At 74.1% G+C, this 17,313-nt stretch carries 18 protein-coding genes; 9 read left to right on the top strand and 9 right to left on the bottom strand.

Annotated features, from left to right (window positions below; genetic code table 11):
- Window positions 1-10 precede the first annotated feature (10 nt).
- Genes Nocox_RS29585 through Nocox_RS29610 form a run of 6 tightly spaced genes read left to right on the top strand, consistent with a single transcriptional unit; the run spans window position 11 to window position 4,801 of the window.
- The gene (locus Nocox_RS29585) at window positions 11-1,717 is read left to right on the top strand and encodes an alpha/beta hydrolase (RefSeq protein WP_157382776.1); all 1,707 of its coding nucleotides are present in this window, start codon (window positions 11-13) and stop codon (window positions 1,715-1,717) included.
- Entirely contained in the window at window positions 1,714-2,643 is a 930-nt protein-coding gene (locus Nocox_RS29590; protein ID WP_020540695.1) for a DUF418 domain-containing protein, read from the top strand. Before Nocox_RS29585 ends, Nocox_RS29590 begins: the two co-directional genes overlap by 4 nt.
- On the top strand, window positions 2,603-3,379 hold the full coding sequence (locus Nocox_RS29595) for a carbon-nitrogen hydrolase family protein (RefSeq protein ID WP_020540696.1): 777 nt from the start codon (window positions 2,603-2,605) through the stop codon (window positions 3,377-3,379). The genes Nocox_RS29590 and Nocox_RS29595 overlap by 41 nt, the downstream gene beginning before the upstream one ends.
- Before the next feature lie 26 nt (window positions 3,380-3,405).
- Window positions 3,406-3,852, top strand: a complete 447-nt coding sequence (locus Nocox_RS29600) for a hypothetical protein (RefSeq protein WP_245774846.1) — start codon at window positions 3,406-3,408, stop codon at window positions 3,850-3,852.
- Window positions 3,849-4,244 (top strand): hypothetical protein, encoded by a 396-nt coding sequence (locus Nocox_RS29605; protein WP_020540698.1) that lies wholly within the window; start codon window positions 3,849-3,851, stop codon window positions 4,242-4,244. Before Nocox_RS29600 ends, Nocox_RS29605 begins: the two co-directional genes overlap by 4 nt.
- 5 nt (window positions 4,245-4,249) lie before the next feature.
- Window positions 4,250-4,801: a GNAT family N-acetyltransferase gene (locus tag Nocox_RS29610; RefSeq protein WP_026213828.1), complete on the top strand. Its 552-nt coding sequence runs from the start codon at window positions 4,250-4,252 to the stop codon at window positions 4,799-4,801.
- Between the two features lie 28 nt (window positions 4,802-4,829).
- Here the strand turns inward: Nocox_RS29610 and Nocox_RS29615 are convergent, their stop codons facing one another.
- Window positions 4,830-6,377: a carboxyl transferase domain-containing protein gene (locus Nocox_RS29615; protein WP_157382777.1), complete on the bottom strand. Its 1,548-nt coding sequence runs from the start codon at window positions 6,375-6,377 to the stop codon at window positions 4,830-4,832.
- A 10-nt stretch (window positions 6,378-6,387) separates the two neighbouring features.
- Entirely contained in the window at window positions 6,388-7,581 is a 1,194-nt protein-coding gene (locus Nocox_RS29620; RefSeq protein WP_051112414.1) for a CaiB/BaiF CoA transferase family protein, read from the bottom strand.
- A 39-nt stretch (window positions 7,582-7,620) separates the two neighbouring features.
- On the opposite strand from Nocox_RS29620, the gene Nocox_RS29625 reads away from it, so the two are divergent.
- Window positions 7,621-8,151 (top strand): uridine kinase family protein, encoded by a 531-nt coding sequence (locus tag Nocox_RS29625; RefSeq protein ID WP_020540702.1) that lies wholly within the window; start codon window positions 7,621-7,623, stop codon window positions 8,149-8,151.
- 4 nt (window positions 8,152-8,155) lie between these two features.
- On the opposite strand, the gene Nocox_RS29630 is transcribed toward Nocox_RS29625, so the two are convergent.
- Genes Nocox_RS29630 through Nocox_RS29645 form a run of 4 tightly spaced genes read right to left on the bottom strand, consistent with a single transcriptional unit; the run spans window position 8,156 to window position 13,024 of the window.
- Complete coding sequence (locus Nocox_RS29630) at window positions 8,156-8,830, bottom strand: histidine phosphatase family protein (protein ID WP_020540703.1); 675 nt, start codon at window positions 8,828-8,830, stop codon at window positions 8,156-8,158.
- Entirely contained in the window at window positions 8,827-10,635 is a 1,809-nt protein-coding gene (locus tag Nocox_RS29635) for a hydantoinase B/oxoprolinase family protein (protein ID WP_020540704.1), read from the bottom strand. The genes Nocox_RS29630 and Nocox_RS29635 overlap by 4 nt, the downstream gene beginning before the upstream one ends.
- On the bottom strand, window positions 10,628-12,646 hold the full coding sequence (locus Nocox_RS29640) for a hydantoinase/oxoprolinase family protein (protein ID WP_026213830.1): 2,019 nt from the start codon (window positions 12,644-12,646) through the stop codon (window positions 10,628-10,630). Before Nocox_RS29640 ends, Nocox_RS29635 begins: the two co-directional genes overlap by 8 nt.
- A 6-nt stretch (window positions 12,647-12,652) precedes the next feature.
- Window positions 12,653-13,024: a hypothetical protein gene (locus Nocox_RS29645; protein WP_020540706.1), complete on the bottom strand. Its 372-nt coding sequence runs from the start codon at window positions 13,022-13,024 to the stop codon at window positions 12,653-12,655.
- A 75-nt stretch (window positions 13,025-13,099) separates the two neighbouring features.
- On the opposite strand from Nocox_RS29645, the gene Nocox_RS29650 reads away from it, so the two are divergent.
- A complete protein-coding gene (locus Nocox_RS29650) occupies window positions 13,100-13,870 on the top strand; it encodes a thymidine kinase (protein WP_246649589.1) in 771 nt (256 codons plus the stop codon).
- Here Nocox_RS29650 and Nocox_RS29655 read toward each other — a convergent pair.
- From Nocox_RS29655 to Nocox_RS29665, 3 genes are all read right to left on the bottom strand, one after another.
- On the bottom strand, window positions 13,855-14,526 hold the full coding sequence (locus Nocox_RS29655) for a DsbA family oxidoreductase (protein WP_026213831.1): 672 nt from the start codon (window positions 14,524-14,526) through the stop codon (window positions 13,855-13,857). The genes Nocox_RS29650 and Nocox_RS29655 overlap by 16 nt on opposite strands.
- Before the next feature lie 52 nt (window positions 14,527-14,578).
- Window positions 14,579-15,475 (bottom strand): hypothetical protein, encoded by an 897-nt coding sequence (locus tag Nocox_RS29660; protein ID WP_020540709.1) that lies wholly within the window; start codon window positions 15,473-15,475, stop codon window positions 14,579-14,581.
- A gap of 67 nt (window positions 15,476-15,542) precedes the next feature.
- Window positions 15,543-16,298 carry an SRPBCC family protein gene (locus tag Nocox_RS29665; RefSeq protein ID WP_026213832.1) on the bottom strand — a complete coding sequence of 252 codons (756 nt, stop codon included), beginning with the start codon at window positions 16,296-16,298 and terminating at the stop codon, window positions 15,543-15,545.
- Window positions 16,299-16,407: 109 nt separating this feature from the next.
- On the opposite strand from Nocox_RS29665, the gene Nocox_RS29670 reads away from it, so the two are divergent.
- Complete coding sequence (locus tag Nocox_RS29670) at window positions 16,408-17,304, top strand: polysaccharide deacetylase family protein (protein ID WP_246649590.1); 897 nt, start codon at window positions 16,408-16,410, stop codon at window positions 17,302-17,304.
- The last annotated feature ends 9 nt before the right edge of the window (window positions 17,305-17,313 follow it).

Genomic DNA, 17,313 nt, shown 5'->3' on the forward strand with positions numbered 1-17,313 from the left:
GTCTCGTCGCGTGATCACTCGGGTCGTGCTCGCTCTCGCCCTGTCCGCGCCGCCGGTCATGACCTCCTCCGCGCCGCCCGCGCGGCCCTGTCCTGTCGCCGTCCCGGCCGGCACCACGTGCGGGTTCCTGCTCGTCCCCGAGCGCAGGGACGCCCCCGGCCGGACGATCCAGGTCGGCTACGCCGTACGCCACTCGGCCGCGCGCGGGCGCAGGCCGGACCCCGTGGTCTTCATGAGCGGCGGCCCCGGCTCGGCGTCGCTGCGGCTCACCGGCTTCCTCGCCCAGATGTTCCCCGACCGGGACGTGGTGGCGCTGGAGCAGCGCGGCGGCCGCTACTCCGAGCCGGCGCTGAGCTGCCCCGAGACCGCCGAGGCGCTGCTCGGGCAGCTCCGCCGCCCGCCCGCGGACGTGGCCGCCGCCGCCGTCGCCTGCCGCGACCGGCTCCGCGAGCAGGGCGTGGACCTGCGCGGCTACACCACCAAGGAGATGGCGGCCGACGTCGTCGCGCTGCGCCGCGAGCTCGGCTACCCGAGCTGGAACCTGTTCGGCGTCAGCTACTCCACCCGCGTCATGGTCGAGGCCGCCGCGGCCGACCCCGGGGGCACCAGGTCGCTGGTGCTGGACTCGTTCCTGCCCGAGGGCGTCGCCTGGTACGACGACGCCGAGCGCAACCTGGCCGACACGGTGGCGAGGCTCGGCGTGAAGGACGCCTACGCGGCCATGACCGCCCGGCTCAACGCCTCCCCCGCCCGGGTGCCGGCCACCGACCCGCTGCTCGGCCGGGAGTTCACCGCGCGCCTGAGCGGCGACGACGTGGCCGCCCTGCTGTTCGAGGGGCTGGCCGAACCGGATGTCGCGGCGGTCGCCCCCGCGCTGCTGCCCGCGCTCGCCGAGGGCCACGACGAGCTGCTGCGGCCGCTCGCCGACGCCGCCGGGGAGGGGCTGGTCACGCACGAGCTCGGGCTCTACCACGCGGTGCAGTGCCAGGACGAGCTGCCGTTCAACTCCTCGGCGGGCCGTTCCCGGCTGTTCACCCACAGGGCCGACCAGGCGGTCTGCGACGCCTGGGACCTGCCGCGCTCGCAGCCCTCGGGGGCGGTCCCGCGCGCCCCGGCCTTCGTGCTCGGCGGCCAGTACGACCCCACCACCCCCGTCAGGACCAGCAGACCGGCCGCCGAGGCGCTGCCCGGGGCGCGCTTCGCCGAGATCCCGCACGCCTCCCACGCCGTCTTCCTGTCGAGCGCGTGCGCCCGCCGCATGATCGCCGAGTTCGTCGCCGACCCGGCGGCCCGCGCCGCCGCCCCCTGCCTGGACGCGGCCGGCGACCGGCCGGTGGACCTGCGCGTGACGGCGGCGCCGTACGCGATCGCGCGGGCGCCCTGGCTGGCCGCGCCGTTCGCGGTGTTCGCGCTCGTCGCCCTGGCGCAGCTCGTGGCGTCCGCGCTGAAGGGCCGGGCGCTCGCGGCGTTCGGCGGGCTGTGCGGGGTGGCCTTCGCCGGGCTGACCGCCCAGGCGGTGCACGGCCTCGCGGCGCGCAACGCGGCGGCGCCGGCCGTCGGCCTGCCCGCCGACGTCATGTTCTACACGTGGCTCGCGGTGGCCTCGGTCGCGCTCACGGCGGCCGGCGCGGCGGTCCGGTGGCGCCGGTGGCCCGGCTGGGCGGCGACCGCCGTGGGCGGCGGATTCCTCGTATGGTGGGTGCTCTGGGTGACATGACGCGCATCAGAGAGCTCGACGCGCTCCGCGGGTTCGCGGTGTGCGGCATCATGCTGGTCAACACCTGGCAGCACACGCGCGTCGCCCACGTGCCGTCCACCTCCGTGGACGTCGTCGTGGAGGACCTCTTCCAGAGCCGGTTCTACCCGATCTTCTCGGCGCTGTTCGGCATCAGCTTCCTGCTGTTCCTGCGCGGCCACAGCAGGTGGGCGCTGCTCAGCCGGCTGTTCTGGCTCTACTGCATCGGGCTGGCGCAGGGGCTGTTCTACGCGGGCGAGGTGCTGACCGACTACGCGCTCTGGGGCGCGGTGGCGCTGCTGCCCGCCTCGTTCGTGCCCGGCGGCTGGGCGCAGCTCGTGCTCGGCGTGGCGGCGCTGGCGTGGGGGCTGCTGGCCAAGGGCGGCGGCTCGTGGCTGATCCCCGGCCTGCTCCTGGCCGGCATGGGGCTGTGGCGGCTGAACCTGCCCCGGTCGCTGCTGCTGCCGGGGTTCGCGGTCAGCGCGCTCGCCTCCGCGCTGCTCGGTTACGCGGCCTTCACCACCGGCGACTGGAACGCCTACAGCGCAGCCGCGCTGGCGGGGGCGCTGGCGTACTCGCTGGGGCTGCTCCTGGTGCTGCGGCCGGGGCTGTCGGCGGTGCTGGAGCCGCTCGGCCGCATGGCGCTGACCAACTACGTGACCGGCACCGCCGTGATCGTGCTGACGCTGCCGCTGGTCAGGGCCGACCCGACCCGCTGGGCTGTCGTGGCGCTCGCCGCCGTGACCGTGGCCGCGCAGGTACTGGTGAGCCGGTGGTGGCTGGCCCGCTACCGGTACGGCCCCCTGGAGTGGGTCTGGCGGTGCCTGACCTGGTTTCGCCGGGTGCCCAACCGGTTAGAGTCGGGCCGTGACCACAATCGCCCTCTGCCAGATCCCGGTCTCCCCTGATCCCTCCGCCAACCTCAAGAGGGCCAGGGAGGCGCTGTCCCGCGCCGAGGGGGCCGACCTCGCGATCTTCCCCGAAGCGACGCTGACCCGCTACGGCCGGCGCATCACGGACCTGGCCGAGCCGCTGGACGGGCCGTTCGTGTCGGGCCTCGCCGACGCGGCGCGCGAGCACGGCCTGGCGGTGATCGCCGGGACGTTCGAGCCGGGCGACGGCCGGGTCCGCAACACGGCCGTGGCGCTCGACGCCCAGGGGGCGCTGGTGGCCGCGTACCGCAAGATCCACCTGTTCGACTCCTTCGGCGCGAAGGAGTCCGACCTGGTCGAGCCGGGCGCCGAGCCGACCGTGGTCGAGCTGGCCGGGCTCAGGGTCGGGCTGATCACCTGCTACGACGTACGCTTCCCCGAGCTGGGCCGGGCGCTGGTCGACCGGGGGGCCGAGCTGTTCGCGGTGATCGCCGCCTGGGGGTCGGGGCCGCTCAAGGAGGACCACTGGACGACCCTGGTCCGCGCGCGGGCCCTGGAGAACACCATGTGGACCGCCGCCGTCGGCCAGGCCCCCAACCCGGGCGAGTCCTCCGACGGCTACGGCGTGGGCCGCAGCATGCTGGTCGACCCGCTCGGCGTGGTCCGCGCCGACCTGGGCACCGCGCCGGGGGTCGAGGTGGTCAGGATCGACCGCGCGTACGCCGAGTCGGCGCGGGCGACGCTGCCCTGCCTTCAGCACCGGGTCTTGTAGGGGTCAACCGACCGTAAAGTAGTACCGTGAGCGGAACGCAGATGCAGAAAGTGATCCCGCCGCGTCTGCTCGTCCCCTACCTGTCGGGCAAGCGCACGGTGATCTCCGGATATGTCTACCGGGTGCAGGACTGCGTCAGGCTGACCACCCCCGAGGCGCTCTACTGGGGCCTCGATCTGTCGTTCGACGGCTCGGAGCTGTTCGCGGAGGTGCCCGAGGTGTATGTGATGCGCTGGTACGCCCGCGACGTCGACACCTACGCGGTGCCGTACGGACCGCACATGGGCGGCGACTGGAGCGACGCCCCGCCGTTCGCCGGCAACGGCTTCACCACCTCGCCCGACCACGTCGTGCCGCAGTTCCACACCGTGCCGATGCCGATCCCGGCCGGCGCGGAGATCGTGCACGTCACCCGCGACGGCGAGCGGCCCTTCGCCGGCTACGACGGGCTGACCTGGCGGCCCGCCGCATGAGCGAGGAGATCACGCCGGTCGCCTCCGGCTTCGTCGCCCGTTTCGGCGAGCACACCCTGCCCGCGGCCGTGGGGCCGGACGACGGCCAGGTGGTGCTGTTCAGCGAGTCCGAGCTGCCGGGGTTCGAGCCGGCCGCCGGCTACTGGCGGCGGCAGGTGACGCGGGCCGAGGTCGAGTGGCTGGTGCTCATCCGCACCGTGGGGGCCTTCGGCGGCGAGCCGTGCGTCATCCTCGACGAGGACGAGGACGGCCTGCACATCGCCTACACCGGGCACAGCGGGATGAAGGCGGAGGCGTTGGGCTACTGGATGGTGGATCATGGGGCGTACGAAGTGGTCGTGCCCCGCGAGGAGGTCTTCTCCATCCGGGTCGAGCGGATCCCGGTGCCGTGAAGCACCTGTTCGCGGTCGAGCTCGGCGATGACGGCGCGCTGCTGGGGCCTCTGGAGCCGTGGCGGGCGGAGGAGTTCCTGGCGCACATCGAGCGCGGCCGGGAGCACATCGGGCGCTACATCGGTCTCCCCGACCTCGTGACCGATCTGGAGTCCGGCCGGGCGTTCCTGCGGTCCTACGCCGACAAGGCCGCCGCCGACACCGGCCGCCTCTACGGCATCTGGCTGGACGGGCTGCTGGTCGGCGGGGTGCTGTTCCGCACGATGGACGTCCCCAGGGGCATCGCCGAGGCGGGCTGCTGGCTGGAGCCCGCGGCCGTGGGCAGGGGCCTGATCACCCGGGCGGTGCGGGTGATCATCGACTGGGCGGTCGAGGAGCGCGGCATCCACCGCGTGGAGTGGTGGGCGGCGGCGGACAACACCGCCAGCGTCGCGGTGGCCAGGCGGCTCGGCATGACCCGCGAGGGCGTGCTGCGGGAGCACTATCCGCACCGGGGGCGGCGGCTCGACATGGAGATCTGGTCGGTGCTCGCGCCGGAGTGGCGCGCCGCCCGCTGAGCCTGGAGACCTCGCGCGCCGGCGGCGGTCAGGTGCCGAGGGTGCGGTAGCGGGCCAGGCGGGCGGCGAGGCGGTCGGCCGGGTCCTGCCGCAGCAGCCCCGCGATCTCGTGCTCCAGCGCCCGCCCCACCCGCTCGCAGAACGCCCGCGGCTCGTAGGCGGCGTCCGGCACCTCGGGGATGACCCGGTCCACGATGCCGTCGCGCCGCAGGTCGGTGGCGCGGATGCGCTGGAGCCTGGCGATCTCGGGCGCGAAGTCGACCGAGCGGTAGAGGATCGCCGAGGCGCCCTCGGGCGGCAGCGGCGACAGCCAGGCGTGCTGCGCGCACAGCACCCGGTCGGCGGGCAGCAGGGCCAGCGCCGCGCCGCCCGCGCCCTCGCCGAGCAGCAGGCAGACGGTCGGCGCGTCGAGCATGACCAGCTCGGCCAGGCAGCGGGCGATCTCGGCGGCCAGCCCGCCCTCCTCGGCCGCCTTGGACAGGTCGGCCCCGCCGGTGTCGACGACGGTGACCAGCGGCAGGCCCAGCTCGCCGGCCAGCCGCACGCCGCGCCTGGCGACCCGCAGCGCGGCCGGGCCGAGCGGCGCGCTGACCCGCTGGATCCGCCGGTCCTGGCCGAGCACCACGGCCGGCGCGCTGCCGAACCTGGCCAGCGCGAGCAGCAGGCCCGGCTCGTTGTCGCCGGTGCCGGTGCCGCTGAGCGGCGTGGTGTCGGTGGCGGCGAGCTTGAGCAGGCTGCGCACGCCGGGCCGGTCGTCGCGCCGCGAGCGGGTGATCGCCTCCCACGCCTCGGCCGGGCGGAGGTCCTCCTCGGGCGGCTCGCCCGCCTCGACCGCGCTCCGGTCGGCGGCCAGCACGCCGAGCGCGCGGATCGCGACCGGGCGCAGGGCGTCGGCCGACACCACGGCGTCGAGCAGGCCCTTCTGGAAGAGGTTCTCGGCGACCTGGACCCCCTCGGGGAACGGGTAGCCGTGCAGCGCCTCGAACACCCGCGGCCCCATGAACCCGATCAGCGCGCCCGGCTCGGCGGCCGTGACGTGCGCGAGCGACCCCCAGGACGCCAGCACGCCGCCGGTCGTCGGGTGGCGGAGATAGACCATGTACGGCAGGCCGAGCGCGCGGTGCCCCTGGATCGCCGCGGTGATCTTCACCATCTGCACGAACGCCTGCGCGCCCTCCTGCATGCGGGTGCCGCCCGAGGCGGGGGCGGCCAGCAGCGGCAGCCGCTCGCGGCCGGCCCGCTCGACCGCGGCGGTGATCCGCTCGGCCGCGGCCACCCCGATGGAGCCCGCCATGAACGAGAACTCGGAGGCCACCACCGCCACCCTGCAGCCGTCGAGCAGCCCCTCGCCGGTGATCACGGCCTCGTCGTAGCCGCACTTGGCGCGGGCGGCGGCGAGCTCGTCGGCGTAGGAGGAGCCCGGCTCGGCCGGGTCGGCGGGCGGAGCGTCCCACGACTTCCACGACCCCGGGTCGAGGACCGTTTCGATCAGTGTGCGCGCGTCCGGACGGCTCACTCTCGCTCCCTCGTGGTCGGCCCTGCAGAGTTGACGCGCGAGCGCCGCGGCGGGTGGCATCGCGTGCCGGTCATCGTTCGCGCTCCTCCAGCCAGGCGAGCACCGCCTCGCCGTCCTGGCCGAGCATCGGGGGCGCGGTGTGCTCGCGGGCGGGCAGGCCGTCGAAGCGCAGCGGCGGCCCCGGCAGCTCGACCCGGCCGAGCACCGGATGGTCGACCTCCACGACCAGGCCCTGCGAGCGGGTCTGTTCCCACGTGTAGACCTCGTCGATGGAGCGGATCGCGCCCGCGGGCACGCCGGCCGCGCCGAGCTCGGCCAGCCAGTGGGCGCGGTCGTGGGCGGACAGCGCCTTCTCCATCTCGGCGACCAGCTCCTCGCGGTGGGCGCGGCGGTCGCGGTTGGTGCGGTAGCGCGGGGCGTCGGGGTCGATGCCGAGCAGCACGGCGACCTTGCGCCACTGGCCGTCGTTGGCGGCGGCGATCTGCAGCATGCCGTCGCCGCAGCGGAACGAGCCGTAGGGGGTGATCGAGGCGTGGTGGTTGCCGGCGGCGCGGGAGACCTGGCCGCCGACCGTCCAGGCGGTGCCGTGGTAGGAGTGGACGCCGGTGACGGCGGCCAGCAGGGACGTGCGCACGACGCGGCCCTTGCCGGTGTGCTCGCGCTCGTAGAGGGCGGCGGCGACGCCGTACGCGCCGTGGATGCCGGCCAGCAGGTCGGCGATCGAGGCGCCCACGCGGTAGGGCTCCTCGGGCGAGGGGCCGGTCAGCGACATCAGCCCGGCCTCGCCCTGGGCGATCTGGTCGTAGCCCGGCCGTCCGCCCTCGGGGCCGTCGTGGCCGAACCCGGTGATCGACAGGACGACCAGGCGGGGGTTGAGCTCGTGCAGGCGCTCGACGGAGAAGCCGAGGCGGTCGAGCACGCCGGGGCGGAAGTTCTCGACGAGGACGTCGCTCTGGCGGACCAGGCGCTCGATGACGGCTTTGCCCGCGGCGGACTTGAGGTCGAGGGCGATGGACTGCTTGTTGCGGTTGGCCGCCAGGAAATAGGTCGATATTTCGTGATCAGGACCGACGAACGGCGGGCCCCAGCCCCGCGACTCGTCGCCGCCGTCGGGATGCTCCACCTTGATCACCCGCGCGCCCAGGTCGCCCAGCATCTGCGCGGCGTGCGGCCCGGCCAGCGCCCTGGACAGATCCAGCACGACGATGTCGCCGAGGGGTCCGAGCACGGTCAACCTCCTGCTTGCGTCCGGGTGAGAGAACATTCTCTCAGTTGCCGCTCCTCCGTCACCTACCCTGGGTCCGTGAATTCGCTGGCCGCCCGCATCCGGAGCCTGCCGCCCTCGTGCGGCCTGGTCCGCCTGGTGGCGGTGGACGGGCCCGCCGGGTCGGGCAAGACGACGTTCGCCGGGCGGCTGGCGGGGGCGCTGGGCTGCCAGGTCGTCCACAGCGACGACTTCCCCGTGCCGTGGGAGGAGGGGCCGGGCGGCTGGTTCCACGCGCTGGAGGAGCAGGTGCTGAGGCCGCTGCGGGAGGGGCGGGCCGGCGGGTTCCCGCGCTACGACTGGGTGCGGGGCGCGTACGCCGAGCAGGTGACGGTGCCGCCCGCGCCGGCGCTCGTCGTCGAGGGCGTCGGCACCGCCCGCGCCTCGGCCGCGCACCTGGTGGCGTACACGGTGTGGGTGGAGGCCGCGGAGCCGGTGCGGCTGGCCCGCGTGCTGGAGCGGGACGGGCCCGCGCTGGCCCCGAGGTGGAGGGAGTGGTTCGCGGCCGAGCGCGCGTGGTTCGCCGCCGACGGCACCCGCGAGCGCGCCGACCTCATCGTCCGCACCTGAGAGCTCACGCCAGGTGCCCGACGTCGTTGAAGCGCACCACCTCGAAGGACCCCTGCCCCGCACGCCAGACCGACACGGAGGCGTTGAGCACCGGCGCGAGGCGCGGGCCGGCATGAGGATCGCGGGTCAGGACCTGGTGCAGGCCCAGAACCACCGAGTCGTGCGCGACGATCAGCACCCGCCGGTCGGCGGCCTGCCCGTCCAGGTCCTCCACGAACGCCCGCAGCCGCGCCACCACGTCCGCCAGCGACTCACCTCCGGGCGGGCGGAAGGCGTAGACGCCGGCCGCCTCCCGCCGCGCCGCCTCCTCGGGGAAGCGCTCGCGGACCGCCGCCGGGTTGAGCCGGTCGAAGGCCCCCTGCTCCTGGTCCCTGAGCCGCTCGTCCACCGTGACCGGCAGCACGACCCCCCAGGCGTCCCGCGCGACCTCCCACGTCTCCAGGGCCCGCAGGTAGGGCGAGCACCACACCGCCTCGGGCCGCTCGCCGTCGGGCAGCGCCGCGAGCAGCCGCCCGAGCGCCGCCGACTGCCGCCGGCCCAGCGCGGTGAGCCGCACCTCGTCGTCGCCCCGCCCGTAGACCAGCGGCCGCTCGCCCGCCTCCCGGTGGGCGAGGTTGGCCTCGCTCTCGCCGTGGCGTACGGCGATGATCCGCGACGGTCCCGAGCCGGGCCCGGTCACAGCTCGTCCACGTCCGCCTGGGCCCGGCCACCCGACAGCCGGGCGTAGCCCGGCCCCCGGTCGAAGAAGCGGTTGGACGGGGGCCGCAGCGTGGCGCGCAGCTCGGCGGTGCCCCGCTCGTCGATGCGGTCGCCGTCCAGCACCACGCCGTAGTCGCCGAGCGCGCCGGCGATCGAGACCTTGCCGTCGCGGACGTCGGCCGCGACCGCGCGCGGATCGCGGTCGTAGGGGGAGCCCCAGCCGCCGCCCCCGGTGGTGCGGATGCGGATGATCTCCCCGGCGTGCACCGGGAAGTCGTCCACCAGGCCGTCCATCTCCTTGCCGTTGACCTCGACGCGGAAGGGCCGCCCGGCCAGGCCGCCGTTGACGCCCCAGCACGACAGGATCGAGCGGTCGGCGATCGACATGTACGAGGCGTCCCGCAGCACCCGGATGTGCTTGTCGTAGCCGAGCCCGCCCCTGAACATGCCGGGCCCGCCGGAGTCGCAGGCGAGCCCCAGCCGCTCGACCCGGAACGGCCAGCGCGCCTCGGCGAACTCGACCGGGATGTTGCGCGAGTCGGGCACGACGTGGATGGTGTCCTCGCCGTCGGCGTACCAGCGCCCGCCGGAGCCGCCGCCCAGGACCTCGCGCATGAGGTAGGGCCGGCCGTCGGTGTCGGTGCCGTACACGCCGGTGTAGCGGATCGTCTCCTGGTCGGCCGGCATCCGCCCGCCGGTGGCCTTGGCCAGCACGCCGGCGAGCACGCCGAGCAGGCGCAGGATGACGAACGTGCGGGCGTTCGTCGGGGCGGGGAAGACGGGCGTGAGGAGCGTGCCCTTCTCCGGGAAGATCATCTTGATGAGCGGCACGACGCCCTCGTTGACGTCCAGCTCGGCCATGCGCTCGGGCGTGTCGGCCAGGTTGCGCAGGATCGGGGCCAGCCACTTCTTGAGGAACACGCCGTCGGCGTAGTCGCCCGCGTGGTTGATCGGGCCCTTGGCCTGCGGCGAGGTGCCGGTGAAGTCGATGGTCAGCGGCGCCTCGGCCGCGTGGTCCACCGACAGCGTGATGCGCTGGGCGTGCAGGCGGGGCTCGTCCACGCCGTCGTGCTCGGCGTAGTCCTCCCACACGTACGTGCCCTCGGGGATCTTCGACAGCAGCTCGCGGCGGAAGGTCTCGGTGGTCTTGCCGATGATGGCGTCGAAGCACTCCTGGACCGCCTCACGGCCGTAGCGCTCGAACAGCTCGCCCAGCCGCCGCGCGCCCATCAGGCAGGCGGAGCACTCGGCGTCGAGGTCGCCGGCCAGCGAGTCGGGCATGCGCGAGTTGCGGGTCATGATGCGCAGCGCGGCCTCGTTCGGCACGCCCTGGTCCCACAGCTTGATCGGCGGGACCATCAGGCCCTCCTCGAACACCGAGCGCGCGTGCGAGGGCATCGACCCCGGCACGCTGCCGCCGATGTCGTCGTGGTGGCCGAACGCCTGCACGAACGCCACCACCTCGCCGTCGTGGAAGACCGGCACGGTGACGCACAGGTCGGGCAGGTGGCCGATGCCGCCCTCGGACAGGTAGACGTCGTTGTGGAAGTAGACGTCGCCGGGCCGCATCGTCTCGATCGGGAAGTCGCGCACGACCGGCTGGACCAGCGCGCTGTAGGAGCGGCCGGTCAGCTTGCGCAGGCGGGCGTCGTGGATGCCGGCGCGGAAGTCGTGCGCGTCGCGGATCATCGGCGAGCGGGCGGTGCGCGCGATCGCGGTCTCGACCTCCTTCTCGACCGACGCGAGCGTGCCCTCGACGATCTCGACGAGGATGGGATCAGTCACGCTTGACCTCCACGTTGCCGTAGGCGTCCACGGTGGCGGTGAAACCGGGGTGGATGGGGATGGTCGAGCCGTACTCCTCGATGACCGCGGGCCCCTTCACCGTCGCGCCGGGGCCGAGCGCGGCGCGCTGGTGGATCGGCGTGTCGCGGGTCTCGTCGAAGTGCACGGCCCGTACGGAGGTCGCGCCCGCCCCCGGCTTGTCCAGCGGACGGAGAGCCGGGCGGGTGATGGGGCCGACGCCCGAGACGCGCAGGTTGACCCATTCGACGGCGTGGCGGGGGTCGTCGCGGTAGGCGTAGCCGTACAGCTTCTCGTGCGCCTCGTGGAAGCGCTCGACGACCTCGGCCTGCCAGCCGGCGTCGATCTCCCCGGCCGGGGCGGGGACCCTCACCTCGTAGCCCTGGCCGTAGTAGCGCAGGTCGGCGCTGCGGATGTGGACGGGGTCGTCGAAGCCCTCGCGCTCCAGCGCCTCCGCCGCCTGATGCTCCAGGTCGTGGAAGATCTCCGCGGCCCTGTCGAGCGACAGGTCGCGGGTGACGTACGTGCGCACGTAGTCGTTCTTGACGTCCACCGTGAGCAGCCCGAACGCCGAGACGTTGCCGGGGTCGCGCGGGACGACGACCGAGGGCAGCCCCAGGATGTCGATCAGCCGGCACGCCAGCAGCGGCCCCGACCCGCCGAAGGTCACCAGCGGGAAGTCCCGCACGTCCAGCCCTCGCTTGACGGTGAGCCGGCGGATCGCGTTGCTCTGGTTGAACGCGCTGATCTCCAGGATGCCGGTCGCGGTGCGCTCGGGGGTGAGGCCGAGCTTGTCGGCGAGGGCCTCGACGCCGGCGCGGGCGGCCTCGGCGTCCAGCGGGATCTCGCCGCCCAGCAGGTGCGGCGGCACGCGGCCGAGGAAGACGTGCGCGTCGGTGACCGTGACCTCGGTGCCGCCCTTGCCGTAGCAGATCGGGCCGGGGTCGGCCCCGGCGGAGCGCGGGCCGACCTTGAGCGTGCCCTCCGGGGAGATCCACGCGACCGAGCCGCCGCCCGCGCCGACCGTCGCGATGTCGATCATCGGGATCTTGCACGGGTAGCGCCCGATCGAGCCCTCGGTGGTGATGGACGGCTCTCCGTCGATCACCACGGCCACGTCGGTCGAGGTGCCGCCGCCGTCCAGCGTGATCACCGACTTGTGGCCGGCGGTTGAGGCGATGAGCGCCGCGCCGAGCGCGCCGGCCGCCGGGCCCGAAAGGACCGTGGTGATCGGCTGGTTGACGACCTCGCGGGCCGACAGGATGCCGCCGTTGGACTTCATCACCGAGAACGGGCGGCCGAGCCGGGTGGACAGGTTGGCGAGGTAGCCGCGCATCGCGGGCTTGACGGCGGCGTCCACCAGCGTGGTGACCGAGCGCTCGTACTCGCGGTACTCGCGCAGCACGTCGCTGGAGAGCGAGATCACCGCCTCCGGGTGCTCGCGCCACAGCACCTCGCGCATGCGCCGCTCGTGCTCCGGGTTGGCGTAGGAGTGCAGGAAGCACACGCCGATCGCGTTGATGCCCCTGCTCCTGAACCAGCGGGCCGCCTCGACGGCCTGCTCCTCCGAGAACGGCCGCACCTCCTCGCCCAGGTGGTCGAGCCGCCCGCCGACGGCGCGCACGTGGTGCACCGGGACGATCCGGGGCGGCTTGACCCAGAAGTAGGAGTTGCCGTAGCCGTCGGGGACGCTCTGCCTGGCGATCTCCAGGATGAACTCGAACCCCTCGGTGGTGATGAAGCCGAGCCCCGAGATGCGGTCCTCCAGCAGCTGGTTCGTGGCGACGGTCGTGCCGTGCACGATGCCGCCCACGTCGAAGCCGCCGCCGCCGTCGAGCTCGCTCAGCTTGGCGATGCCCGCGAGGAACCCGTCGGCCGGGTTCGCGGGCGTCGAAGGGGTCTTCGTGGTGAGGATCTCACCGGTCTGCTCGTCCACCGCGACCACGTCGGTGAACGTCCCTCCGGTGTCCACTCCGATTCGTACGCTTCGCATGGCCCCTCAGCTTCGGCGCCGGCCGAGCACTTCGTCGACGACCCTCGGCGCGTTGGCCGTGCCGACGTGCGCGGCCAGGCGGATCGCGAGCTCCTGCGTCCTCGCCAGCTCGGCCTCCACCCTGGCCTTGCCCGACTGGCCGGCCTGCACGCCGAAGTACGCGCCGACGATCGTGCCGATCACCCCCGCCACCCCGGCGAAAAGCGCGGCGAACTCGCGCGTGGCGAACACCGCCGCGGCGAAGGCGACCAGGACCGCCACGATTCCCGCCACGACCACGTAGAAGCCGTAACGCCATCGGGTGGCGTCGGCCTGCGCGGCGGTAAGGTCGTCCTGCTGCAACATCGCGTCGAGCGACGACGGTTTGTCGGTGACCACAGTTCCTCCTGAAACCTCAGGGGGAAAATGTCCCACGAGGTCATGGAACAAGCCAAGCCACTAAGCTGGCGGCCCGTGACCCAATCGTCTGCCTTGTCGCCGGTGCCGTCCGGGGCGCGGGATGCCGTGCTGAAGTTCTACTTCGGACCCATGGACTGCGGGAAGTCCACGCTCGCGCTTCAGATGAACTACAACCACGCGAGACAGGGCCGGCGGGGCCTGGTGCTCACCAAGCACGACCGCTCGGGCGGGCCGCGGGTGACCAGCCGCATCGGGCTCGGGCAGGAGGCCGTCGAGGTCGAGGACGGCCTCGACCTCGTCCGGCTGGTCACCTCGTACGACCGCGTCGACTACCTCATCTGCGACGAGGCGTGCTTCTACAGCGTCGAGCAGATCGAGCAGCTCGCCGGCCTGGTGGACGAGCACGGCGTGGACGTCTACGCCTTCGGCCTCGCCTCCGACTTCCGTTCGGTGATGTTCCCGGCCGCGCAGCGGCTCTTCGAGCTGGCCGACGAGGTGTGCCGGCTGCAGGTCGAGGTGCTGTGCTGGTGCGGGCGGCCCGGCCAGCTCAACGCGCGGGTGGTGGGCGGCACGATGGCGAGGACCGGGGAGCAGGTGGTCATCGGCGACACCGACGACTCACCGGTCCGCTACCAGGTGCTCTGCCGCCGCCACCACCGGTCCGGCCGCCTCGGCGAGGGCTCCCCCACCGACCGGGCCGGCCGCCTCGGCGAGGGCTCCCCCACCGACCGGGCCGGCCGCCGCGACGAGGGCTCCCCCGCCGACCGGGCCGGTCAGCGCGGCGACGGTGACGTGCTCGCGCCGGTCGTTCAGACGGCGCAGTAGCCGTCGTCGTCGCAGCCGTCCGCCGGGGCGGCCAGCGGGGTGATCGGCTGCTGCCCGGTGCGCTCGGCCACCTCGTCGATGGCGGCGTCGAACGCCTCCGCCGGCTGCGCGCCCGACACCGCGAACTTGCCCTCGAACAGGAACAGCGGCACGCCGGTGATGCCGAGCGCCCGCGCCCGCGCGATCTGCTCGCGTACCTCCTCGGCGCCCTCCCCGGTGTCCTCGACGCCGGTCTCGGCGGCCAGCTCGGCGAGCACCGCGGGATCGGCGACGTTGCGTCCCTCGGCGAAGTGCGCGCGGAACAACCGCTCGGCCATCTCGCCGCCGCGCCCCTGCCGGGTGGCCAGCTCGATGAGGCGGTGCGCCTCGAACGTGTTCGCGCTCACGCCCTTGTCGTAGTCAAGGGTCAGGCCGTCGGCGGCGGCCACGTCGATCACCCGGCGCACCATCTGAGTGGCGTTCGGCCCGAACTTGCGCTCCAGCATCGGGATCATCCGCTCGCCCTCCGGCGAGGCGTCCGGATTGAGCTGGAACGGGCGCATCGTCACCTCGATCGTGCCGCCCTTGGCCCGGAACCGCTCGGCCGACGCGAGGAACCTGGCATGCCCGATGTAACACCAGGGACACGCGACATCGGAGAATATTTCCACTTTCACACCAGGCGACAACCCCGGGGAAGCGCGGGCGATTCCTGCCCGCCGCCGGGAGTCAGCCGGCTGCCAGCTCCTCCAGCCGGTGCGGCAGGTACGCCGAGTCGTCCACCAGCGCCGACACCCCGCGCCACCATCCGAACCACTCGCCGCTGCGCCACATCCAGTCGACCCGCTCGATGGCCGCCACCACGTCCCCGACCGTCTCCCAGGTCTCGCCGAGCTGGTCGCGGGTGGCCCCGTGGCGCAGCGCCCAGTCGCGCAGGACGCCGGAGGCCCGCGCGGGGACCTCGCGGGCGTACGGGTCGGGGTGCTCGCCGGGCAGCCGGTGCGGCCCGAGCCCGGCCGCCACGCCCCAGCTCCACTGGGCCTCGGCCGGACGGGAGTAGCGCAGGGACTGGAAGTCCAGGTTGGAGCCCAGCTCCTCGTCGGCCCGCCGGGTGACGACCGCGTCCAGCCGGCCGCCGGCGTCGAAGTGCACGACGAGCCGCTGCCCCGGCCTCGCGTCAGGCGGCAGCGGGAAACGGTCCTCCGCCTGCCAGGAGTTGAGGTCCACCTGCGCGACCGGTCTGCCCCAGACCTGGTCGGCGGCGTCGTCGGAGATCCAGGCGGCGAGCATCTCCAGCGCGGTCAGGTCGGTCCACGGCTCGATCGCCACGGCCGTGCGTATCACCTCGTCGGGCGGCGGCAGCTTGCCGCCACGGGCGCGGGTCCACCACTCGGCGCCCAGCTCGCGGGTGCCGACCAGCAGCGCGGCGAGGGCGGCCAGCTCGGCCGAGCGCCGGGTCAGCGCGGCGCCCAGCGCGAGGTCGAGCGCGCGGCGGGTGCGTTCGTCCCCCAGCACCGGACGCACGTCGGCGATCAGGGTCCGGGCGGACGGCCGCTCCTCGCCCAGCAGGTCGCGGACGATCCGGCGGGCTTCGGTCCGTGCGTCTTCAGCGTGTTCCTGCCGCATGTCGCCACGTTACGCCGGGAGATCCTTTTCCGCGAGAGGCCGTGTGGGCCTCCGGGAGAGCGGTCTCTCAGGCGCGGGGGCGGCGGCCGGTCCTGGCGAGCAGCCAGCCCACGGCGACGCCCGCGAGCGCCACGCCCGCACCGGCTCCGAAGGAGGCGAGCATCACCCATGGACGGGTGGAGGTGCGGGTGTCAGGCTTGGGCGGCCGCTCGTAGACGGCCCCGGCGCCCTGGGCCGCCAAGCCCTCTTGGACCGGCCCGGCCCCCTGGATCGGCCAGGCGCCCTGCACCGCCCCCGCCCCCTGGACCGGCCCGGCCGCCGTCCCTGTCGCGACGGCCTCGGCGAGGACGGGAGGTTCGGCGGAGGCCGAGTCGGCGCAGAGGTGTTGCTCGACGGCGGAGAAGAACTCGCCCGCCGTCCGCTTGGCCACCGAGCCGAGCATGCGCTGCCCGACGCCGCCGATCATCCCGCCGATCACCGCCTCGGCGTCGTAGTCCACGCGGGTGCCGCCCGCGCCCCCCGCGCCGTCCGCCTCGCTGAGGCGGAGCTGCACGGTCGCCTCCACGGTGCCGGGCGCGCCCTGCCCCCGGGCCTTGAGCGTGAAGCCCTCGCACGGCACCGGCTCGGTCAGCACGACCTCCCCCTGGTAGACGCCCTTGATGGAGGCCACGCCGGCGTTGACCGTCATCCGGTACGCCCCCGGCCCGGTCTCCTCCAGCCGCTCGCAGCCCGGGATGGTGCGTACCAGCACCGCCGGGTCCTGGAGCGCCGCCCACAGCTGATCCTTCTGCACGCCGATCACGGCGCTGCCCGCCACTCGCATGCCGCCACTCTAGGCAGCGGAAGGCCGCCGGATAAGGGCAACACCTGCCAGACGGCGGCGGTGTCGCGCCGACAAGGGTCGTCCGCGGGAGATGGCAGGATGGTCCCCCGTGCGTCCAAGATCCGCGCTCGAAGCGCCCCGGCCCGCCCGCGTCGCGCCCGCCTGTGTGGCGCTCGCGCTGGTGGCCGCCGCCTGCGCGCCGGGTGGCGGCGCCGGGTCCGGCCGGTCCGGCGACACCGCCGCGCCCACCGGATCCACCGGACCCGACGGGTCCGTGCCGCGGTCGTCCGCCTCCCCGAGCCCTCAGGGCCCGCCGGGCGCGGTCCCCCGCGCGGGCGAGGTACGCCCCGTCCCCGCCTCCGCGCTCCCCCCGGTGATCAGCTCGATCCCCACCAGGCGCAGGGTCGTCTTCCTCACCATCGACGACGGCTGGGAGCAGGACCCCGGCCTCGTCCGCCAGGTACGCGACCAGCGCATCCCCCTCACCGTCTTCGCGATGCGCGACGCCGTGGAGGCGAAGGGCACCCCCGACCAGGCGGGCGGCACGGCCCGCTACGTCGGCGCCGGCAAGTGGGACTACTTCCGTGAGCTGCGCGACGCCGGCGCCCCCGTCGAGAACCACACCCTCACCCATCCCGACCTCCGCACCCTCCCGTACGAGGCACAGCGCCGCGAGATCTGCGGCGCCTCCCGCCTGATCGGGAAGGAGCTGGGGGTTCGCCCGGCCCTGTTCCGCCCGCCGTACGGCTCCTACGGCACCGACACCCTGCGGGCCGCGAAGAGCTGCGGCGTGTCCGCCGTGCTGCTCTGGACCGCCACCGTCCAGCCCGGCGGCAAGATCGCCTACCAGGTGCCGGACAAGCGGCTGCGTCCCGGCGACATCCTCCTCCTGCACTTCCGTCCCAACCTGGCGCGCGACTTCCGCGTCCTGGTCGCCAAGATCAAGCGCCGCGGCTACGAGCTGGGCAACCTCCAGGCGTACCTGGACGCCGCCCTGGCCCGCTGACGCGCCGGG

It is taken from the genome of Nonomuraea coxensis DSM 45129 (assembly GCF_019397265.1).
GTDB classification, from domain to species: Bacteria; Actinomycetota; Actinomycetes; order Streptosporangiales; family Streptosporangiaceae; genus Nonomuraea; species Nonomuraea coxensis.